This window comes from Pontibacter fetidus, from assembly GCF_010119545.1.
Classification (GTDB): Bacteria; Bacteroidota; Bacteroidia; order Cytophagales; family Hymenobacteraceae; genus Pontibacter; species Pontibacter fetidus.
The window spans coordinates 1-15,845 of sequence record NZ_JAAEAA010000023.1 but is presented as its reverse complement, the minus strand read 5'-3'; the positions used below and the strand labels follow the sequence as shown (position 1 = coordinate 15,845).

Below are 15,845 nucleotides of genomic sequence, written 5' to 3'. Positions count from 1 at the left end.
GAACCTTGCTACTCTATAAACATACTGCAACGCAGGCAGCTTATAGCACAATTGGTACTGGTACGTGTTTAAAGCAAAAGTGCCACAGTTACTGCAGCACTTTTACTTTTTATACTTCTATAGCTGAGCTATACTTAGTAAGTTGAGTGAACTTTGCCAATGCTCTGGATACGCTGCTCAGCCAGTTTGGTAGCTGCTAACTGCGTATGGATTCCTTCTTTCTCAGCTAGTTCAAAAATATCCAACGTATAACCGTAGATACGCTCTGTCTGGGCATACGCGCTTTCGCGGTTGTAGCCTTGCAGCTCAGAGTAAACGTTAATCAGACCACCTGCATTGATCAGGAAGTCTGGTGCATAGTAAATGCCACGCTCGATAAGTGCTGGTCCGTGAACCGACTCATCTTTCAGCTGGTTGTTTGCGCTACCAGCAATGATCTGGCACTTTAGTCTGCTTAGGGTGCTATCGTTAACAGTGGCACCAAGGGCGCACGGCGCATAGATATCCACATCCAGGTCATAGATCTCGTCCATGCCTACTACTTTAGCGCCATACTTGTTTGATATTTCGCGCAGACGGTCTTCGTAGATGTCTGTGATAAATACCTGTGCATTTTCTTTAGCTAAAAGCTCAACCAGGTAACCACCTACGTGGCCAACCCCCTGTACAGATATCTTTTTGCCTTCTAAAGAATCAGAGCCATAAACTTTTTTAGCAGCGGCTTTCATACCCATGTAGGTACCATAAGCTGTTACCGGAGAAGGGTCTCCGCTACCGCCCATTGCTTCAGGCAAACCAGCTACGTGATCTGTTTCCATCTTAATGTACTCCATATCTTTTGTAGTAGTTCCTACGTCTTCGGCAGTAATGTAAGCGCCATTCAGGTTTTTAACAAAACGGCCATAACGGCGCATTAACGCCTCCGATTTATCTTTCTTAGCATCGCCAATGATCACCGCTTTACCACCTCCCAGGTTCAGACCAGAGATAGCTGCTTTGTAGGTCATACCTCTTGACAGGCGCAGCACATCATTCAGCGCCTCTGCATCAGAAGCATAAGACCACATACGTGTACCACCCAGCGCAGGGCCAAGTACCGTGTTGTGGATACCGATGATGGCTTTTAAGCCGGTCTCGTGGTCATGACAGAAAACAACTTTCTCATGATTGTATTCTGAAATCTGCCCGAAGATCGATGTATCTTTCTTCAGCTCTACTTCTTTAATTTCGACCATTTATGAAATTGGTTTAGTGTTATTCTATCTTTGTGCTGAAGAAGGCAGTGTACTACCCGCTTTTCGCGCTGCAAAATTAATTCTTTTTTTGATTTATTCAATTTGTACTTTGTATCTCACCGTAAAAGCCTGTAGGCTTTAATATCTTATTGTGAAATCGTTACGCTACTTAAATAAATACCTGCTCAAGTATAAATTCCGCCTCCTCTGGGGATTGGTTTTTATCGTTATTTCCAACTTTTTCCAGATACTGCCGGCCCAGGTGGTGCGCTATGCTTTTAACCTGATAAAGGAAGGTATAAACCTACACAACCTGTACGATGGCATGGAGCAGCAGGGCATGGTTTATGAAATTTTCGCCAAAAGCATATTGGTATATGGCGTGGTTATACTGGTGATGGCCTTACTGCGGGGCGTATTCCTGTTTTTTGTGCGGCAAACTATCATTGTAATGAGTCGCCTGGTTGAGAATGACCTGAAAAACGAGATCTACGAACATTACCAAAGTCTGCCCCTTAGCTTTTACCGCAGAAACAACACCGGCGACCTGATGTCGCGCATCTCAGAAGATGTGAGCCGTGTGCGTATGTACCTGGGCCCGGCTATTATGTACGGCCTTAACCTGGTGGTGCTGTTCCTGATGGTGATTCCGTATATGTTGTCGGTAAACGTGAAACTGACGATGTATACTTTGATTCCGCTGCCTATACTTGCCATCAGCATTTACTATGTAAACAACATCATTGAGCGGAAATCGGATGAGATACAGAAGAGCCTGGCAGGTATAACCACGTTTGTACAGGAAGCTTTTTCAGGGATCAGGGTACTTAAATCTTTCGTACGAGAAGATGACTCGCACAACAACTTTACCACGGCCAGCGATGTGTATAAAGAAAAATCGCTGGACCTGAATTTTGTAAACTCGCTGTTCTTCCCGCTTATACTTTTCCTTGTTGGCCTGAGCACGATCATCACCATTTATATTGGTGGCCAGGAAGTGATAAACGGAACTATAACTACGGGTAACATTGCCGAATTCATCATTTACGTGAACATGCTGACATGGCCGGTAACCTCCCTGGGCTGGACAGCCAGTTTAGTGCAGCGTGCAGCAGCATCGCAGGCGCGTATTAACGAGTTTCTGCATACCAAAACCGACATTGTTTCCCGTGAAAACATCAGTAGAGAGATCACCGGCGATATCCGCTTCGAAAATGTAGACTTTGTTTACCCGGACACCAATATCCATGCGCTTAAAAATGTATCCTTTACTATAAAACATGGCGAAACGCTGGCTATTATTGGCAACACTGGTTCTGGCAAAAGTACGGTAGCTACGTTGCTGCCACGCATGTATGACGTAACAGGCGGCCGCATTCTGATAGATGGAGTGGACGTGCGCGACTATAACCTGGAGAGCCTGCGCAGCCAGATCGGGTATGTGCCGCAGGATGTTTTCCTGTTTTCTGATTCCATCCGCAACAACATTGGGTTTGGCTTGCCAAGTATAACCGAAGAACAAATGGTGCAAGCCGCGAAAGATGCCGATGTGTACGAAAACATCATGCGTTTTCCGGAGCAGTTTGAGACCAAGCTGGGTGAGCGCGGCATTACCTTATCGGGTGGGCAAAAACAGCGTGTTTCGATAGCGCGTGCGCTGGTGCGCGAACCAAGCATCCTTATCCTGGACGACTCGCTATCGGCAGTAGATACCAAAACCGAAAATGCTATACTAAACAGCCTGCGCCGCATCATGGCCAACCGCACTTCTATTATTATCTCACACAGGGTATCGTCGGTAAAGCTGGCAGATAGTATTCTGGTGCTTGATGATGGGGCGATTATACAACACGGCTCGCATGATGAGTTGATCAGGCAACCTGGCTTGTACAAAGAACTATACGAACGCCAACTGCAGACTGAGGAATTGGAGTAAAACCTAATTGAGCTTACATATTCTATAGCTTACACAAAAATACAAGCATGAGCGCTGACGATCTGATTTTATACTTTACTGTAGGTATAGCTTTATGTTTATACATATTTACCATTTGGGACATATATAGAAAGGACTTTAGTAGCGAATGGTCCAGAACTATCTTTTTAGCTTTAGTCATGCTTTTCCCTATTGGCGGAATGGTGCTTTATACTTTGTTTTCAAACAGGTTCCTTAATCAAAAGGAGGATTAATACTTGTCCTCGCTCGCTTCCCGCGAGCGAGGACACAGGCATTCTAAAAATAACTGATTCACTAAATTTTCAGCCGTTTTATACCTTCAAAACTGACTATACAATTATAGTCAAAACACTTTGCAGGAATTTTTTAGAGCAGATTCTGTTATAGATACGTATAGGTTAATCTACGAAACTATAAACCACTCTATATATGGCTATTGACTTACAGCAAATCGGCAAGAGGTTCAGATTTTACACGCACCTGAACGAGTATGAAATGGAAGACCTGAAAGCGATAACTGGCAGCGATGAAACTACGCTGAAAAATATCCTGAATGGTTGCAACATTGTGCTGGATGAGCTGGTGGCTATTGTAAAACACTTCCCGGACCTGAACTCACGGTGGCTGATTTATGGTGAAGGCAGTATGTTTAAGCCAAAAGATGAAAATGGCAATTGCCAGGACAACCCGAAAGATTGCCTGAAAAAAGACAAGACAGCTTACCTGCAGCAAATGAAAAATATGTTGCTGGAACTGGATGCTGCTGAAGTTGCCAAAGGCCACCACGCCGATGTTGATGCTTTAATGAGCAAACTAAATGAGCTTAAAGCGAAAGCATCTGAATAGGTTTTTACTGCTTGCCTTAGGCTTGCTGCTTACTGCTGATACCGTTCAGAATAAGACCAACGGTAAATAGCACATCCTGCTCTATTTTGGCGAAGTTTATAGTTGGCAGCTGCTGATAATAGGCGCGCTCAAACTCATCGAACTGGATCAGGTCTTTTACCACCATAATGGAGTAACCCACACGCTCTGCCTCGCAGGGTATAAACACACCTTTCTCGATACCATCTTTTATAACGGCAGCGTAATAGTTCGTTTCCTTGGCCCTGGACTCGGCAAAAAGTTTCTGGAACAGGCTGCGCGTTTCTATCAGCACTTTTATAGAGATGGTGTGCTGTGTTACGATCTCCTGGTAATAGCGAAGAGACGATTGAATGTATAGTAAAAGTTGCTTCAGCGGGTCGGGTTCCTGCTCTGCTATTTTCCGGATGCGGTATAAACTATCTTTCCACTCCTGCGAAAAAGCCTCAATAAAAAGTACTTCCTTGCTTTTATAGTAATAGTATAAGGTAGGTTTTTTGAGGCCGATGGCGTGGGCAATATCATCGAGGGTGGCCTTACTATAGCCTAGCTTACCGAACACAGTTTTGGCTGCATCCAGTATCCGTTCTTTTTTTGCCTCTGCTTTTTTACCCAATGTGTTTGTGGCCGTTATATCTGCTTTATCAAATATAAGCGATTATTCTATAGTTACAAGTTGGTTGTTACTTTACCGGCACTTCCACTATACCTTTACGCTCAGTCGGGAACCACTCTACATAAAAGTCTTCTAGTTTCATTTTATTTTCTTCGGCGTAATCAAACAACGAACTATAAAGCTTACCCGGCCCAATCATAAAGTGTGCTTCTACCTCGGTGCGTAACACTTTGCGGCCACCCGGCACATGTAGCAGCTCATAGCCTTCCGGTAGTTTTATAGTTGAATCCTGGATCACGATACCTATGAAAGCCTTTATCGTATCGCGCTCGCTTTCGGGGTTGTTATAGTATACGTTACCCAACATGCCCTCAATTGCTTTGGAGTCGCGGAGTTGTGCCGCTTTCTGAAAGGCTTTGCCAAAGGCCTCGTCTTTAACAGCACCTTTAAAAGGCTGGCCTGCAATTAGCAAAGGCTCTGAAGTAGTAACAGTTACAGTTGGGCTGCTGAAACCGCCTAACCAGGCATAAATACCTACCCCTATAGCTGCAACTATAGCTACAGACACTAAAAATTTCTTACTCATATGTTGATCATGTTCTTGTACTGCATCTGGTATAGTTGGGCGTAGTAGCCGTTATGCCGCAGCAGTTCTTCGTGGTTGCCCACTTCCTTTATTTCGCCCCTGTCTAAAACTATAATCTTGTCTGCTTTCTGGATGGTAGATAAGCGGTGCGCAATAACAATAGAAGTACGGCCCTGCATCAACTGATCGATGGCGTACTGTATCAGTTCTTCGGTTTCGGAGTCTACGCTGGAGGTGGCTTCGTCTAAAATGATGATCTCCGGATTATACACCATAGCCCTTACAAACGAGATAAGCTGGCGCTGACCTACCGATAAAGTTGCTCCGCGCTCCATTACCTGGTAGTGCAATCCTCCCGGCAGGCGTTCTATAAACTTACGGGCACCAACCAAATCGGCGGCGCGCCACATTTGCTCTTCGGTTATGGCTTTGTTGCCCAGGCTAATGTTATCGGCTATACTTCCGGAAAACAAGAACACATCTTGCAACACAACCCCGATATGATGACGCAGCACACCCAGGTCGTATTCTTTAATATCGTGGCCATCCACTATAATATGGCCTTTGTTGATCTCGTAAAAGCGGTTGAGCAGGTTGATGATGGACGTTTTGCCGGCACCGGTTGCCCCCACAAACGCGATGGTTTCGCCGGCTTTCACTTCCAGGGAGATATCGCGCAGCACCCATTCTTCGTCGTTATAGGCAAACCATACGTTCTCAAACTTCACGTTGCCTTTTATCTTTTCCGGCGTGTAGGTACCGTTGTCTGCTATCATCTCTTTGCTGTCCAGCAGTTTCATTAAACGCTCGGTACTAACCACGCCTAACTGCAATGTGTTAAAGCGGTCGGCTATCATGCGTATCGGCCGGAAAAACATCTGGATATACAGTATAAAGGCCATCAGCGTACCCAGCGAAGTATCATCATCTATCACACCATGCGCGCCATACCACACCAGCAACCCCAGGCCGGCTGCACCTATAATTTCAGCTACCGGAAAGTAAATGCTATAGTATAAAACTGAGCGAACATTGGCACGGGTATGTTCTTTGTTGATCTCCCGGAACTTGTCCATCTCGCGTTTCTCGTTGTTAAAGATCTGCACGATGCTCATGCCGGTAATATGCTCTTGTACAAACGAGTTTAAGCGGGCCACCGCCGTACGCACTTCCTGGAACGTGTCTTTTATCTTCTCTTTAAAGATGTAGGTACTGATGAGCATGATCGGGAAGGTAGAAAGGCTGACAAGCGCCAGTTCCCAATCGATGTAAAACATGAAGCCAACTATAAATACCAGCTGCAGAATATCGCCGATCATGGCGGCCAGGCCTTCGCTAAATACATCCGAGAGTGTCTCTACATCCGATACGTTTCTGGTAACCAGTGTTCCGATCGGTGTTCTGTCGAAGAATTTAAGACGGAGGTCGAGGATGTGGCGGTATAGTTTAACCCGGATATCGCGGACTACATACTGCCCAAGCCAGCCGGCAAAGTAAGTATGTAAATACTGAACTATAGCATGCACCACCAGCAACACACTCAGGATTACAAACATCTTGTTCAGGCCCTGCCAGTCGTTCTGCAGAATTTCGTGGTCTACGGTGTATTGTATCAGGAAGGGGCGCACGGCGGCAAGTATAGCCGAGGCAAAAGTGAGGAATACAATAAAGTAAAAAATGCGCACGTAGGGCTTCACGAACTCAAAGAGCCGCTTCAGCACATCTGCATCGAATACCTTGCCTGTATTTTTGGGTTTATCTTCCAAAGTTGTGTTCTGTTTTAAGTATAAACGAAGGCTTCGCTTGTGCCCATGCGGGCATTTATACTTAACCAGACGCAAAGGTAAGTGTTTTTAACGGACTAAAGCAGCCGTAATTTTGCAGCGGCAGGTATAGCGAAGCACTACTGTTTTACCACCTTTACGTGCTGTACCTGTGTAGCGGTTATCAGGCGCACCAGGTAAATGCCGGCTTTTAGTTTCTCTGCTGTAGCCTCATGCATAAAATACTGGCCTTTATTGCCGTCGCCCTGTTGCAATATAGTTACCCGGGTGCCTTTTATGTCCAGCAGTTCCAGTGTATACTTTCCGGCTTCGGGTAAGGTAAACGCCAGCGTGGTGGCAGCGCTAAACGGATTAGGGTAAGCAATCAGTTTAGTCTCTAACTCCAGCGGGTCTATTGGTACATCATCGGGGTTGCAGGAGCCGATATAACAGCCGTGGTCCAGGTGCTCTTGTACTTTGTTTGCCTCTACACACAGCGTTTGCCCAGCATGGCAGATAAGTACCTTTTCATTTGTATCGCCGCAACGTGGGTCGGTAACGGTAAGTGTAAAATTTTGCTCGGCCAGGCCGCCGTTGTGGTGCCATTTGTCTTCTGCTACTAAGTTTATAGTATGCTCACCTATATCATTTATAGTTGGCGTTCCGGTAAGTATCGCTTTGCCGCTTCCCTTGTCTTCCAGCGTAAGCCAGCCGGGCAATTGCTTCGCCATCACTTCCAGCTTATCCCCATACGCCAAATCATCATCCTGCACAGCAATTTCATACTTAAAACTATAGCCAGCTGCCAACGGTATTTCCTGCGGACGAGATGTAAACGTTGGTGGGGTATTGACCACAATCCTGAAACTATGGCTTACCTCGTCGTTGTGGGTATCGCGGGCTTTTGCGGTGATGGTATTTACGCCCCAGTTTTTTGTTTCAGGTTTCCAGGTTACCTGCATCTGCACCGGGTTCGCCATTGTAGTTGGCAAGGTTGCTACACCGGCAGGTAGTCCGGTCAGTTCCACCAGTTTTACTTTATCGGTTGCGTCCGGATCTGAGGCTTGCAGTGTAAAGGTTATAGTTTGGCCGGGCGCTGCAAAAGTATAGCTGTTAGCTGCTGGCGTTGGCGGCATATCAAATTTAGGTTTGTAGCTTACCTGTATCGTTACGGAAGAAGTGGTTTGTACACCTTTCAGATCCTGTGCTATAAAATTGATGACATGTACGCCCAGGTTGTCGGCTGTCGGAGTCCAGGAGAAGTTGCTTTGTACTGGGTTGTTGGCAACTGGCAGGGCCGGAGTAAGTGCTGCGCCTGATGGCAGACCCGTTGCTTGTAAGGTTACCTTATCTGCCGGGTCGGAGTCATGGGCTTTAACCGTAAATTTTAACTGCTGCCCGGGTACTACCTGGTAAACTGTTTGGTTGGCGGGGGTTATACTATAATCGAATACCGGTGGCGTAGACTGCTCTGTAATTTTGATCACGAAATCGGTAGTGACGCTGGCACCGCGGCTGTCGGTAACAGTGATAGCGGCGTTATACAAATCACCAGCTGTTTTACCTGCCGTACCAAAAGAAACTATACCGGTTGATGAATTTACGGACAGGCCTTCAGGGTTAACGCCACCGCCCATTTCCTGCTGGTTTGCCAGCCTAAACGTAAGTGCATCGCCATCCGGGTCTGTTACCGGCATTCGGAAAGCAGCATCTGGTTTACTGTGCGGCAGGTTAACGATAGCAGGTAGTGTGGTAACTGGTGCGCTGTTGCCATTGCCAATCGTAACTATAGTTTGCAGGTTCCAGCTGCCTTCGGGATTATTTTTGAGTTCGCCTACACGGCAGCAGCCTGTAAAATTAGCCGTAAAGTTGCCTGCTGAACTATAGGTTTTGGTCAGGATTGCTTCGCCATACATCCAGTCGTCTGTTTTGTTAACTGCTGTTACCTCTAACTGAATAGCTGCATGCGTGCCATCGCCAAAATTAAAATCTCCCGGGTTAACCAGCTGTCCCTGCTCTGCATAAAAGGCCGTATACCGCCACGACTGGCTTATTTTAAACTCAACGGTATTGCCACTTACCCATCGCCAGCTAACATTCCCATACCTGAAGTGGGATGCCTGGGCCATAGTTGCAGAGAGTATAAGTATGGTTATCAGAAAGGATTTGCCTGCCCCATGGGAACTTACCAGGCGCACAAGCGATTTCAGGATACGAATTGCAGTTTGGGGGTGTAAAGGTGCCTGCATGTACTCGGTATTAGGGTTATGGAATTGGGTCGCGGCAGTAAAAAGACAATAGCTGTGGCAGCAAATGGTAATAGAAGAAATTTTACCTGAGCAGGATGTATACTTTACTAAACAGCCTCCGTATGATGTATTTCAACTCACCTGCACACACGCATATATAATTTTACTTATATACCCCAACGATAACGCAGCTTATTGGTTTCAACTATTTATAAAAATCATTATAATAAATATATAATTAATTGAATTTCTAAAAACAAAAGAGCCGCAACTTTACAGCTGCGGCTCTTTTGCCGGTAATTCAACTTTACTCATCTCAGCCACCCCTAATACCTCTGGAGGAGTAGAAGTTTATCTAACCTATAGTTTACTCTTTAAATTGATAGAGATATTAAATGTAGATCAATATTAGTTGTAATCTAATATTAAGCATAGCTGCTTACACTTGCCTGCACTTTTTCTAATGCCTGTTCAATGTCGTTTATGATATCGTCAGGGTGCTCCACACCTACCGAAATACGGACCATGCCTTCGCCAATTCCCATCACCGCACGGTCGGCTGGGGATATATCGGAGTGCGTCATAGAGGCCGGGTGCTCGGCCAGCGATTCGGTACCGCCTAAGCTTACAGCCAGTTTTATCAGGCGCAGGCTGTTCAGGAAAGTAAAGGCTTCTTTTTCGCCACCTTTAATATCAAACGAGATCATAGAGCCCGCCGACAGGCATTGCTTTTCGTAAATGGCCTGTTGGTGTGGGTTGTTCTGCAAATCGCCTAAATAATAAATGCGGTCTACTTTCGGGTGGTTTTTAAGGTATTCCGCTACACTTTCTGCGCCGCGTGCCTGTGCTTCCATACGTATCTTCAGGGTCTCCAGCGATCGCATCAGCATCCAGCCGGTCCACGGGCTTGCCATAGAACCCATAAATGTACGCATGGCTTTTACTTGTTTCATTAGCTCCGCAGAGCCTAAACAGGCACCGGCAATAAGGTCGGAGTGGCCGCCTATGTATTTGGTAGCCGAGTAAACCAGCAAATCAGCGCCGTGCTTAAGCGGGTGACAGAACAACGGACCCAGGAAGGTATTATCGACAGCAACTATAACTTTTTTATCAGCTGTAGAATATTTTCTGGCTAAGGCAGCGCAGGCTTCAATGTCTACAAGGTGGTTGGTTGGGTTGGCAGGCGTTTCGATGTAAATCATGGCCAGTTTATCGGCTACACCAGATTCTTCCAGCAGTTTCTCCACTTCCTCGGCTTCCATGTTGGCCCGGAAGCCTATACTTTGAATACCGAACTTTGGCAGGATATTTTTGATGTAGTAATCGGAGCCGCCATAGATCGGCTCGCTGTGCAGGATAACATCGCCGGGCTTCAGCAGGGCCAGCAGCATGGTGCTAATGGCAGCCATACCGCTTGCAAAAACGGCTGCATCCTGGGCACCATCCCAAAAACGCAGGCGGTTCTCTAAAATTTCGAGGTCGGGGTTGTTGAGGCGGCTATAGATAAGGCCCATTTGCTCTTCAGCATCTTTGGTGCGCAGACCGTAAGCCAGTTCAAAAAATGCCTTGCCTTCTTCCGCGTTCTTAAAAACAAAGGTGGATGTTTGGTAGATGGGAGCTTTTACGGCCATTTCTGACCACTCGGGGTTGTACCCGTAACTCATCATTAAACTTTCTGGCCGCAGGTGTTTACCGTTTAAATGCGGCCCACGATGGTCTTCTTCTAGTTGCATAGAATTTTATAGTTTGATTTGGGTGATGTTCTGGAATAAATGCTCCGGGTACTCAACCTTGGCCAGGTAAAGCCCTTCGGATGGCGCCGCGCCGCTGGCCTGGCTCCTGTCCTGGCTGGCAATAATGTTTTCGAAATCTGCTATAGTCAGTTTGCCACGACCAACATCTGCCAGCGCACCAACTATAAGCCGCACCATGCCACGCAAAAACCGGTTTGCCCGAATTGTGAAGATCAGCTCATGGCCCTTTTGCTCCCAGTAAGCTTCGTACATGTTACAGCGGTAATGTTTGGTATCGCCTTTTACTTTGCTGAAGGTGGTAAAATCCTCATACTTCAGCAATATAGTTGCGGCTTCGTTCATCAGTTCCACATCCAAAGGCTTGCTGTGGTACCAGGCGTAGTAGCGCTTAAAAGGATCTTTGCGGAGCGTGATGTGGTAATGATAAGTGCGGGCAAAGGCATCGTAACGGGCATGCGCTTCGTGAGGCACCAGGTGTAAACTATAGGCAGAAATATCGTCGGGCAGGATGCGGTTGAGGCGGTAAACGATATGCTGTGGGTCCAGGTGTTGTGCTGCATCGAAATGTACGAACTGCTGGCTGGCATGTACGCCGGTGTCGGTGCGGCCGCTGCCTGTTGTGTTTATCGTTTCGCGCAATATTTTACTCAGGCAATCGTCCAGCACTTCCTGCACCGAAATAGCATTGGGCTGTACCTGCCATCCATGAAAACGTGTGCCGTCGTAGGCGATCTCTAAGAAATACCGCATGCAACAAAGTTAGGATTTCCTTTTAAAGCTGCACACAAACTATAGCGTATAAAAAGCCCGGCTACACAAAGTATAACCGGGCTTTGGGGCACTGTTAGGTATTTTTAAGAACCGGGCAGCTGCATTATTAAATTGTTGACGCAACTATACCAGTTTCTATAGTTTATTAATTGCCACCTGTTCTTCTAAGTATTACGTCACGAATTGAACGGTCTCCATCTTCACGTCTTTGCTCCTCACGGCGGCGCTGTTCTTCTACACGACGTCTTTCTTCCGTTCTGCGTTGCTCCGTAGTTCGCTCCCAAGGGTAATCTCTTCTATCCCCTACTCTTCTGTCGCGGTCATCGTCCCTTCTGTGGTCATCGTCACGTTCCCAACGGTAATCGTCGTCGTGGTCGTGTTTTTTATGCTTTTTATATTTCTTGTTATGCTCTTTTTCACGCTTCCACTCGGCGTGTGCGCGGTGCTTTTCGTTTACAAATTCGGGTCTTTTGCTACGTGCGTTGCTGTTACCCTGTGCCATGGCTTGCTGGCCAACTATAGCCAGCACTGCTACCAATACGATGGTGAATACCTTTTTCATAAGCTTCAGTTAATATGTTGTTTTGCTATATACAAAGGCAGTGCCAGTTTCATCAACTATAGTTCCATTCGCCAACTATAAAAAGCAAAAACCCCACTTCTGCTACCAGAAACGGGGTTTTATAGTTAAAAATATTTTATCTACACTTTTTCGTAAATGATGGCTGCCCCCTGCCCAACCCCTACACACATGGTAGCCAGGCCATAACGCACATTTTCGCGGCGTTTCATTTCGTGCAGTAGGGTTGCCGAAATACGGGTGCCACTTGCCCCCAGCGGGTGACCAATGGCAATAGAACCACCATTCACGTTAACTATAGCCGGATCGATGCCCAGTTGCTGCACGCAAGGTATAGCCTGCGCGGCAAAGGCTTCGTTAATTTCGGCCAGCCCGATGTCGTTTATAGTTAAGCCTGCTCTTTTAAGTGCTTTTAGAGTTGCCGGCACCGGTCCCATACCCATATGGCTTGGCTCTACCCCAGCTACTGCCACCGAAACTACGCGCGCCATTGGTGTTAAGCCCAATCGGTTTACGGTTTCTTCTCTAACTATAAGCGAAGCTGCGGCACCATCGTTTATACCCGACGAGTTACCCGCCGTTACACTACCACCTTTTTTAAAGGCCGGAGCCAGCTGGCCTAACTTTTCTATAGTTGATAAGCGTGGATGTTCGTCTGTATCGAAAATAACAGGATCGGACTTGCGCTGTGGCACCGGATAAGCAATTATCTCATCTTTAAACTTGCCGGCTTCGTGTGCTGCTTTATACTTTATCTGCGAGTTATAGGCAAATTCGTCCTGCGCTTCACGTGAAACACCTTCGCGCTCGGCCACGTTTTCGGCCGTCTCGCCCATGGCAAACGGGTGGTGCAGTTTAGATAAAGCAGGGTTTGTAAAGCGCCAGCCTATCGTTGTATCGTAAATCTCAGGAGTACGCGACCAGGCAGTTTCAGCTTTTGCCATTACAAACGGCGCGCGGGTCATGCTTTCTACGCCGCCTGCCAGGTATACGTCGCCGTCGCCGCTTTTAATAGCCCGGCTGGCATCCATAATGGCCTGTAAACCTGACGCGCAAAGCCTGTTAACGGTAACACCACCAATTTGCAAGGGTAAGCCAGCCAACAGCAGCGCCATACGCGCAACGTTGCGGTTATCTTCGCCGGCCTGGTTAGCGGCACCCAGCACTACGTCTTCAATCAACTCCGGGGCAACCTGCGGATTTCGGGCCATCAGCTCCTTTAAAATAAAGGCTGCCATATCATCCGGGCGCACTGTACTAAGGCTTCCGCCAAACTTTCCGACGGGTGTTCTGACTATATCTACAATGTAAGCAGTATTCATATTTTAGTTTTACAGGTCTTTGTCTAATTTTGCAATGCTTTGCAAGTTAAATTAACCTACACATGATACAAAGAATTCAATCCGTATTTCTGTTCCTGCTGGTACTGGCCGTTATCTCGATGCTGTTTTTACCGTTGTGGTCTAAAACCGATGCTGTCACCGGCGAAACGATAGTGCTTACTGCCTGGGAGCTGAAATCGCAGATGTTAAATATGAATGGCGATGCTGCGGCGGCAGGGATGGTTCCATCAAAAAGCGCTTTTGCGATCGGGATTTTGGCTATAGTTGCTGCCGTTATTGCGTTGGTAGAGATCTTCCAGTTCCGTAACCGCCTGAACCAGATGAAACTTGGCTTACTGAACACATTAGTGCTGGCTGCGCTTTTTGGTACATCTTTTTACTATGCTGCTTACGTTGGCAACGAAATGATAAAAGGTACAGACAATGGTTCGTACGAAGCTGGTTTTTACATGCCGATGCTTGGGTTGTTGCTTAACGCCCTGGCCAACCGCTTCATCAAACGCGACGAAGACCTGGTGAGGTCGGTAGATAGACTACGCTAGTTAGAAAGTTTGGAAGTTAAAAAGTTAGAAAATTAATTCTGAACTATAGTTATAAGGCCGCTTTCGGAGTTCTCCGGGAGCGGCTTTTTTGTTAGGTCGGCTACTGTAGAAACCTACCCCTCCGGGGAGCAGGGCCGTTTCATTATCCTTTTTTGTCATTCTGGAAGAATCTTGTTGGCCAGTAGCATAGGTTGAACCTACCTTTCACCAAGTTTCTTAACAGAATGACAGTAATTTTATAGCTACATTTTCCAGAACGAAACTCCCCTCCTCGGCGGGGTTAGGGGTGGGTTAATTGCATATATATAACGCAGAGCACGCTGACTATATCACCAACTATAGAAACCTGTATCATAGCAGGCACTTAAAATGAAAAAGCCGCTTCCATAACTTGGAGCGGCTTTATACTTCACAAACTATTTAACTTAACACTTTAACACACATTCATTGTTCTATAGTTGCCGAGACGCTCACAGGTCTGAAAGACGCTGTGAGGTCTTTGTAACTTTTTAACTTCCAAACTTACTAACTATAATTACCTCCTCCGGCTGGTATATTCTTCCAACTCTCGCACGCTGCTGTCGAATTTGAAGACATCGTAGATATAATAGAATCGTTCTCGGTCGCAGACATACTCATAAGCAAATTTAGCGAACTCTACTTTTGTGCTCTCATAATCGAACTGCTGCAGAAGGTATTTCAGGTCTTCGGCCAGTATGCTGCTGTTGCGCAGGGCTTCGCGGGCTATAGTTAGTTTGGTACTCTCGAAGCTACGGCTTTTCATGGCATCGGCTAAGCGGTCTACATCCTGTCGGCTCATCAGGTAGTCGCAGCGGTCACGGTTATCGTAACGGTCATCGTCGTAGCGAGGTGGCGCTGGTCTGTAGGGCTCTGCTGGCGGGTAAGGTACACGTGGAACTACGACCGGCGGCGGTGGCAACAACGGCACTTCACTCAGCAATCGTAGTTTCAGGGCTCCTTTTCGCTCAGATACAGTAATGCCATAGTTTGTTTCGTAACCCTGGCGGGCATATACTTTAGTCCCTAGTTGATAATCGCGGTAGCGGCCACGTACTTTTACTTCCACGTAATGCTTGCCCGGGCGCAGGTGGTCTACGCGCACAAAGTTTGATGCCGTATGGTTTACCACTTTGCCGTTTAGTTTCAGGTAAAAGGCCTCGCCGGCTGGCGCTCTAAAAGTTAATACAGAAGCTTGTACCAATACTGGCATCGCCAGTAGCACAAGCAGGAGCGGAAGTAGAAGCTTTCTCATGGTAGTATAGGTTAATATCTATACTTTGCCGAATTCAATTACTGTGCCAGTTATATAGTGTTTTACTATTATTATCAATATTATATCATAAGGACAAACATGAGTCATCCCGAATTTAGGGATTGTGCTTGAGTCCAGATGTGCATGAGTGCAGTTCGGACACGATAAAGCGGTATCAGGGCTTTCTGGTACCGCTTTCCTGTTCTATGGCATCCCTGCCGGAGCAGCTGGTTGAGTTCTTCTGCCTGCAAGAGGCTCAACAGGAAGGCATACACCACCGAGAGGATCAGCATCAGCTTGAGGCGGTTTTCC

At 46.7% G+C, this 15,845-nt stretch carries 14 protein-coding genes and 1 pseudogene; 4 read left to right on the top strand and 11 right to left on the bottom strand.

Translation table 11 applies throughout. The features are described from left to right. Positions 1-134: 134 nt before the first annotated feature. Positions 135-1,235 carry a Glu/Leu/Phe/Val family dehydrogenase gene (locus GWO68_RS15235; RefSeq protein WP_162347331.1) on the bottom strand — a complete coding sequence of 367 codons (1,101 nt, stop codon included), beginning with the start codon at positions 1,233-1,235 and terminating at the stop codon, positions 135-137. 151 nt (positions 1,236-1,386) lie between these two features. Between GWO68_RS15235 and GWO68_RS15230 the strand changes: the two genes are divergently transcribed. From GWO68_RS15230 to GWO68_RS15220, 3 genes are all read left to right on the top strand, one after another. Further along, positions 1,387-3,171, top strand: a complete 1,785-nt coding sequence (locus tag GWO68_RS15230) for an ABC transporter ATP-binding protein (protein WP_162347330.1) — start codon at positions 1,387-1,389, stop codon at positions 3,169-3,171. A gap of 47 nt (positions 3,172-3,218) precedes the next feature. Further along, positions 3,219-3,425 (top strand): PLDc N-terminal domain-containing protein, encoded by a 207-nt coding sequence (locus GWO68_RS18060; RefSeq protein ID WP_162347329.1) that lies wholly within the window; start codon positions 3,219-3,221, stop codon positions 3,423-3,425. Positions 3,426-3,621: 196 nt separating this feature from the next. Continuing rightward, on the top strand, positions 3,622-4,038 hold the full coding sequence (locus tag GWO68_RS15220; RefSeq protein WP_162347328.1) for a hypothetical protein: 417 nt from the start codon (positions 3,622-3,624) through the stop codon (positions 4,036-4,038). 16 nt (positions 4,039-4,054) lie between these two features. Here GWO68_RS15220 and GWO68_RS15215 read toward each other — a convergent pair whose 3' ends face one another. The 8 genes from GWO68_RS15215 to GWO68_RS15180 all read right to left on the bottom strand — a co-directional run bounded on the left by GWO68_RS15215 (position 4,055) and on the right by GWO68_RS15180 (position 13,697). Then, a complete protein-coding gene (locus GWO68_RS15215) occupies positions 4,055-4,672 on the bottom strand; it encodes a TetR/AcrR family transcriptional regulator (protein WP_162347327.1) in 618 nt (205 codons plus the stop codon). 67 nt (positions 4,673-4,739) lie between these two features. Next, the gene (locus tag GWO68_RS15210; protein WP_162347326.1) at positions 4,740-5,258 is read right to left on the bottom strand and encodes a GyrI-like domain-containing protein; all 519 of its coding nucleotides are present in this window, start codon (positions 5,256-5,258) and stop codon (positions 4,740-4,742) included. Next, positions 5,255-7,024, bottom strand: coding sequence for an ABC transporter ATP-binding protein (locus tag GWO68_RS15205; RefSeq protein ID WP_162347325.1), 1,770 nt, complete (start codon positions 7,022-7,024; stop codon positions 5,255-5,257). Before GWO68_RS15205 ends, GWO68_RS15210 begins: the two co-directional genes overlap by 4 nt. 137 nt (positions 7,025-7,161) lie before the next feature. Next, positions 7,162-9,270 carry a T9SS type A sorting domain-containing protein gene (locus GWO68_RS15200; protein ID WP_162347324.1) on the bottom strand — a complete coding sequence of 703 codons (2,109 nt, stop codon included), beginning with the start codon at positions 9,268-9,270 and terminating at the stop codon, positions 7,162-7,164. 425 nt (positions 9,271-9,695) lie between these two features. Continuing rightward, the gene (locus tag GWO68_RS15195; RefSeq protein ID WP_162347323.1) at positions 9,696-11,003 is read right to left on the bottom strand and encodes a cystathionine gamma-synthase family protein; all 1,308 of its coding nucleotides are present in this window, start codon (positions 11,001-11,003) and stop codon (positions 9,696-9,698) included. Between the two features lie 6 nt (positions 11,004-11,009). Continuing rightward, positions 11,010-11,774 (bottom strand): tRNA pseudouridine(38-40) synthase TruA, encoded by a 765-nt coding sequence (gene truA / locus GWO68_RS15190; RefSeq protein ID WP_202923778.1) that lies wholly within the window; start codon positions 11,772-11,774, stop codon positions 11,010-11,012. Between the two features lie 166 nt (positions 11,775-11,940). Then, entirely contained in the window at positions 11,941-12,357 is a 417-nt protein-coding gene (locus GWO68_RS15185) for a hypothetical protein (RefSeq protein WP_162347322.1), read from the bottom strand. Positions 12,358-12,497: 140 nt separating this feature from the next. Further along, entirely contained in the window at positions 12,498-13,697 is a 1,200-nt protein-coding gene (locus tag GWO68_RS15180) for a thiolase family protein (RefSeq protein ID WP_162347321.1), read from the bottom strand. Between the two features lie 62 nt (positions 13,698-13,759). On the opposite strand from GWO68_RS15180, the gene GWO68_RS15175 reads away from it, so the two are divergent. After that, entirely contained in the window at positions 13,760-14,260 is a 501-nt protein-coding gene (locus GWO68_RS15175; RefSeq protein ID WP_162347320.1) for a DUF4293 domain-containing protein, read from the top strand. A 535-nt stretch (positions 14,261-14,795) separates the two neighbouring features. Here the strand turns inward: GWO68_RS15175 and GWO68_RS15170 are convergent. Both GWO68_RS15170 and GWO68_RS17860 read right to left on the bottom strand, forming a co-directional pair. Further along, positions 14,796-15,533 carry a DUF4476 domain-containing protein gene (locus GWO68_RS15170; RefSeq protein ID WP_162347319.1) on the bottom strand — a complete coding sequence of 246 codons (738 nt, stop codon included), beginning with the start codon at positions 15,531-15,533 and terminating at the stop codon, positions 14,796-14,798. Between the two features lie 104 nt (positions 15,534-15,637). Further along, a pseudogene (locus tag GWO68_RS17860) lies at positions 15,638-15,845 on the bottom strand (transposase); the annotation flags it as partial.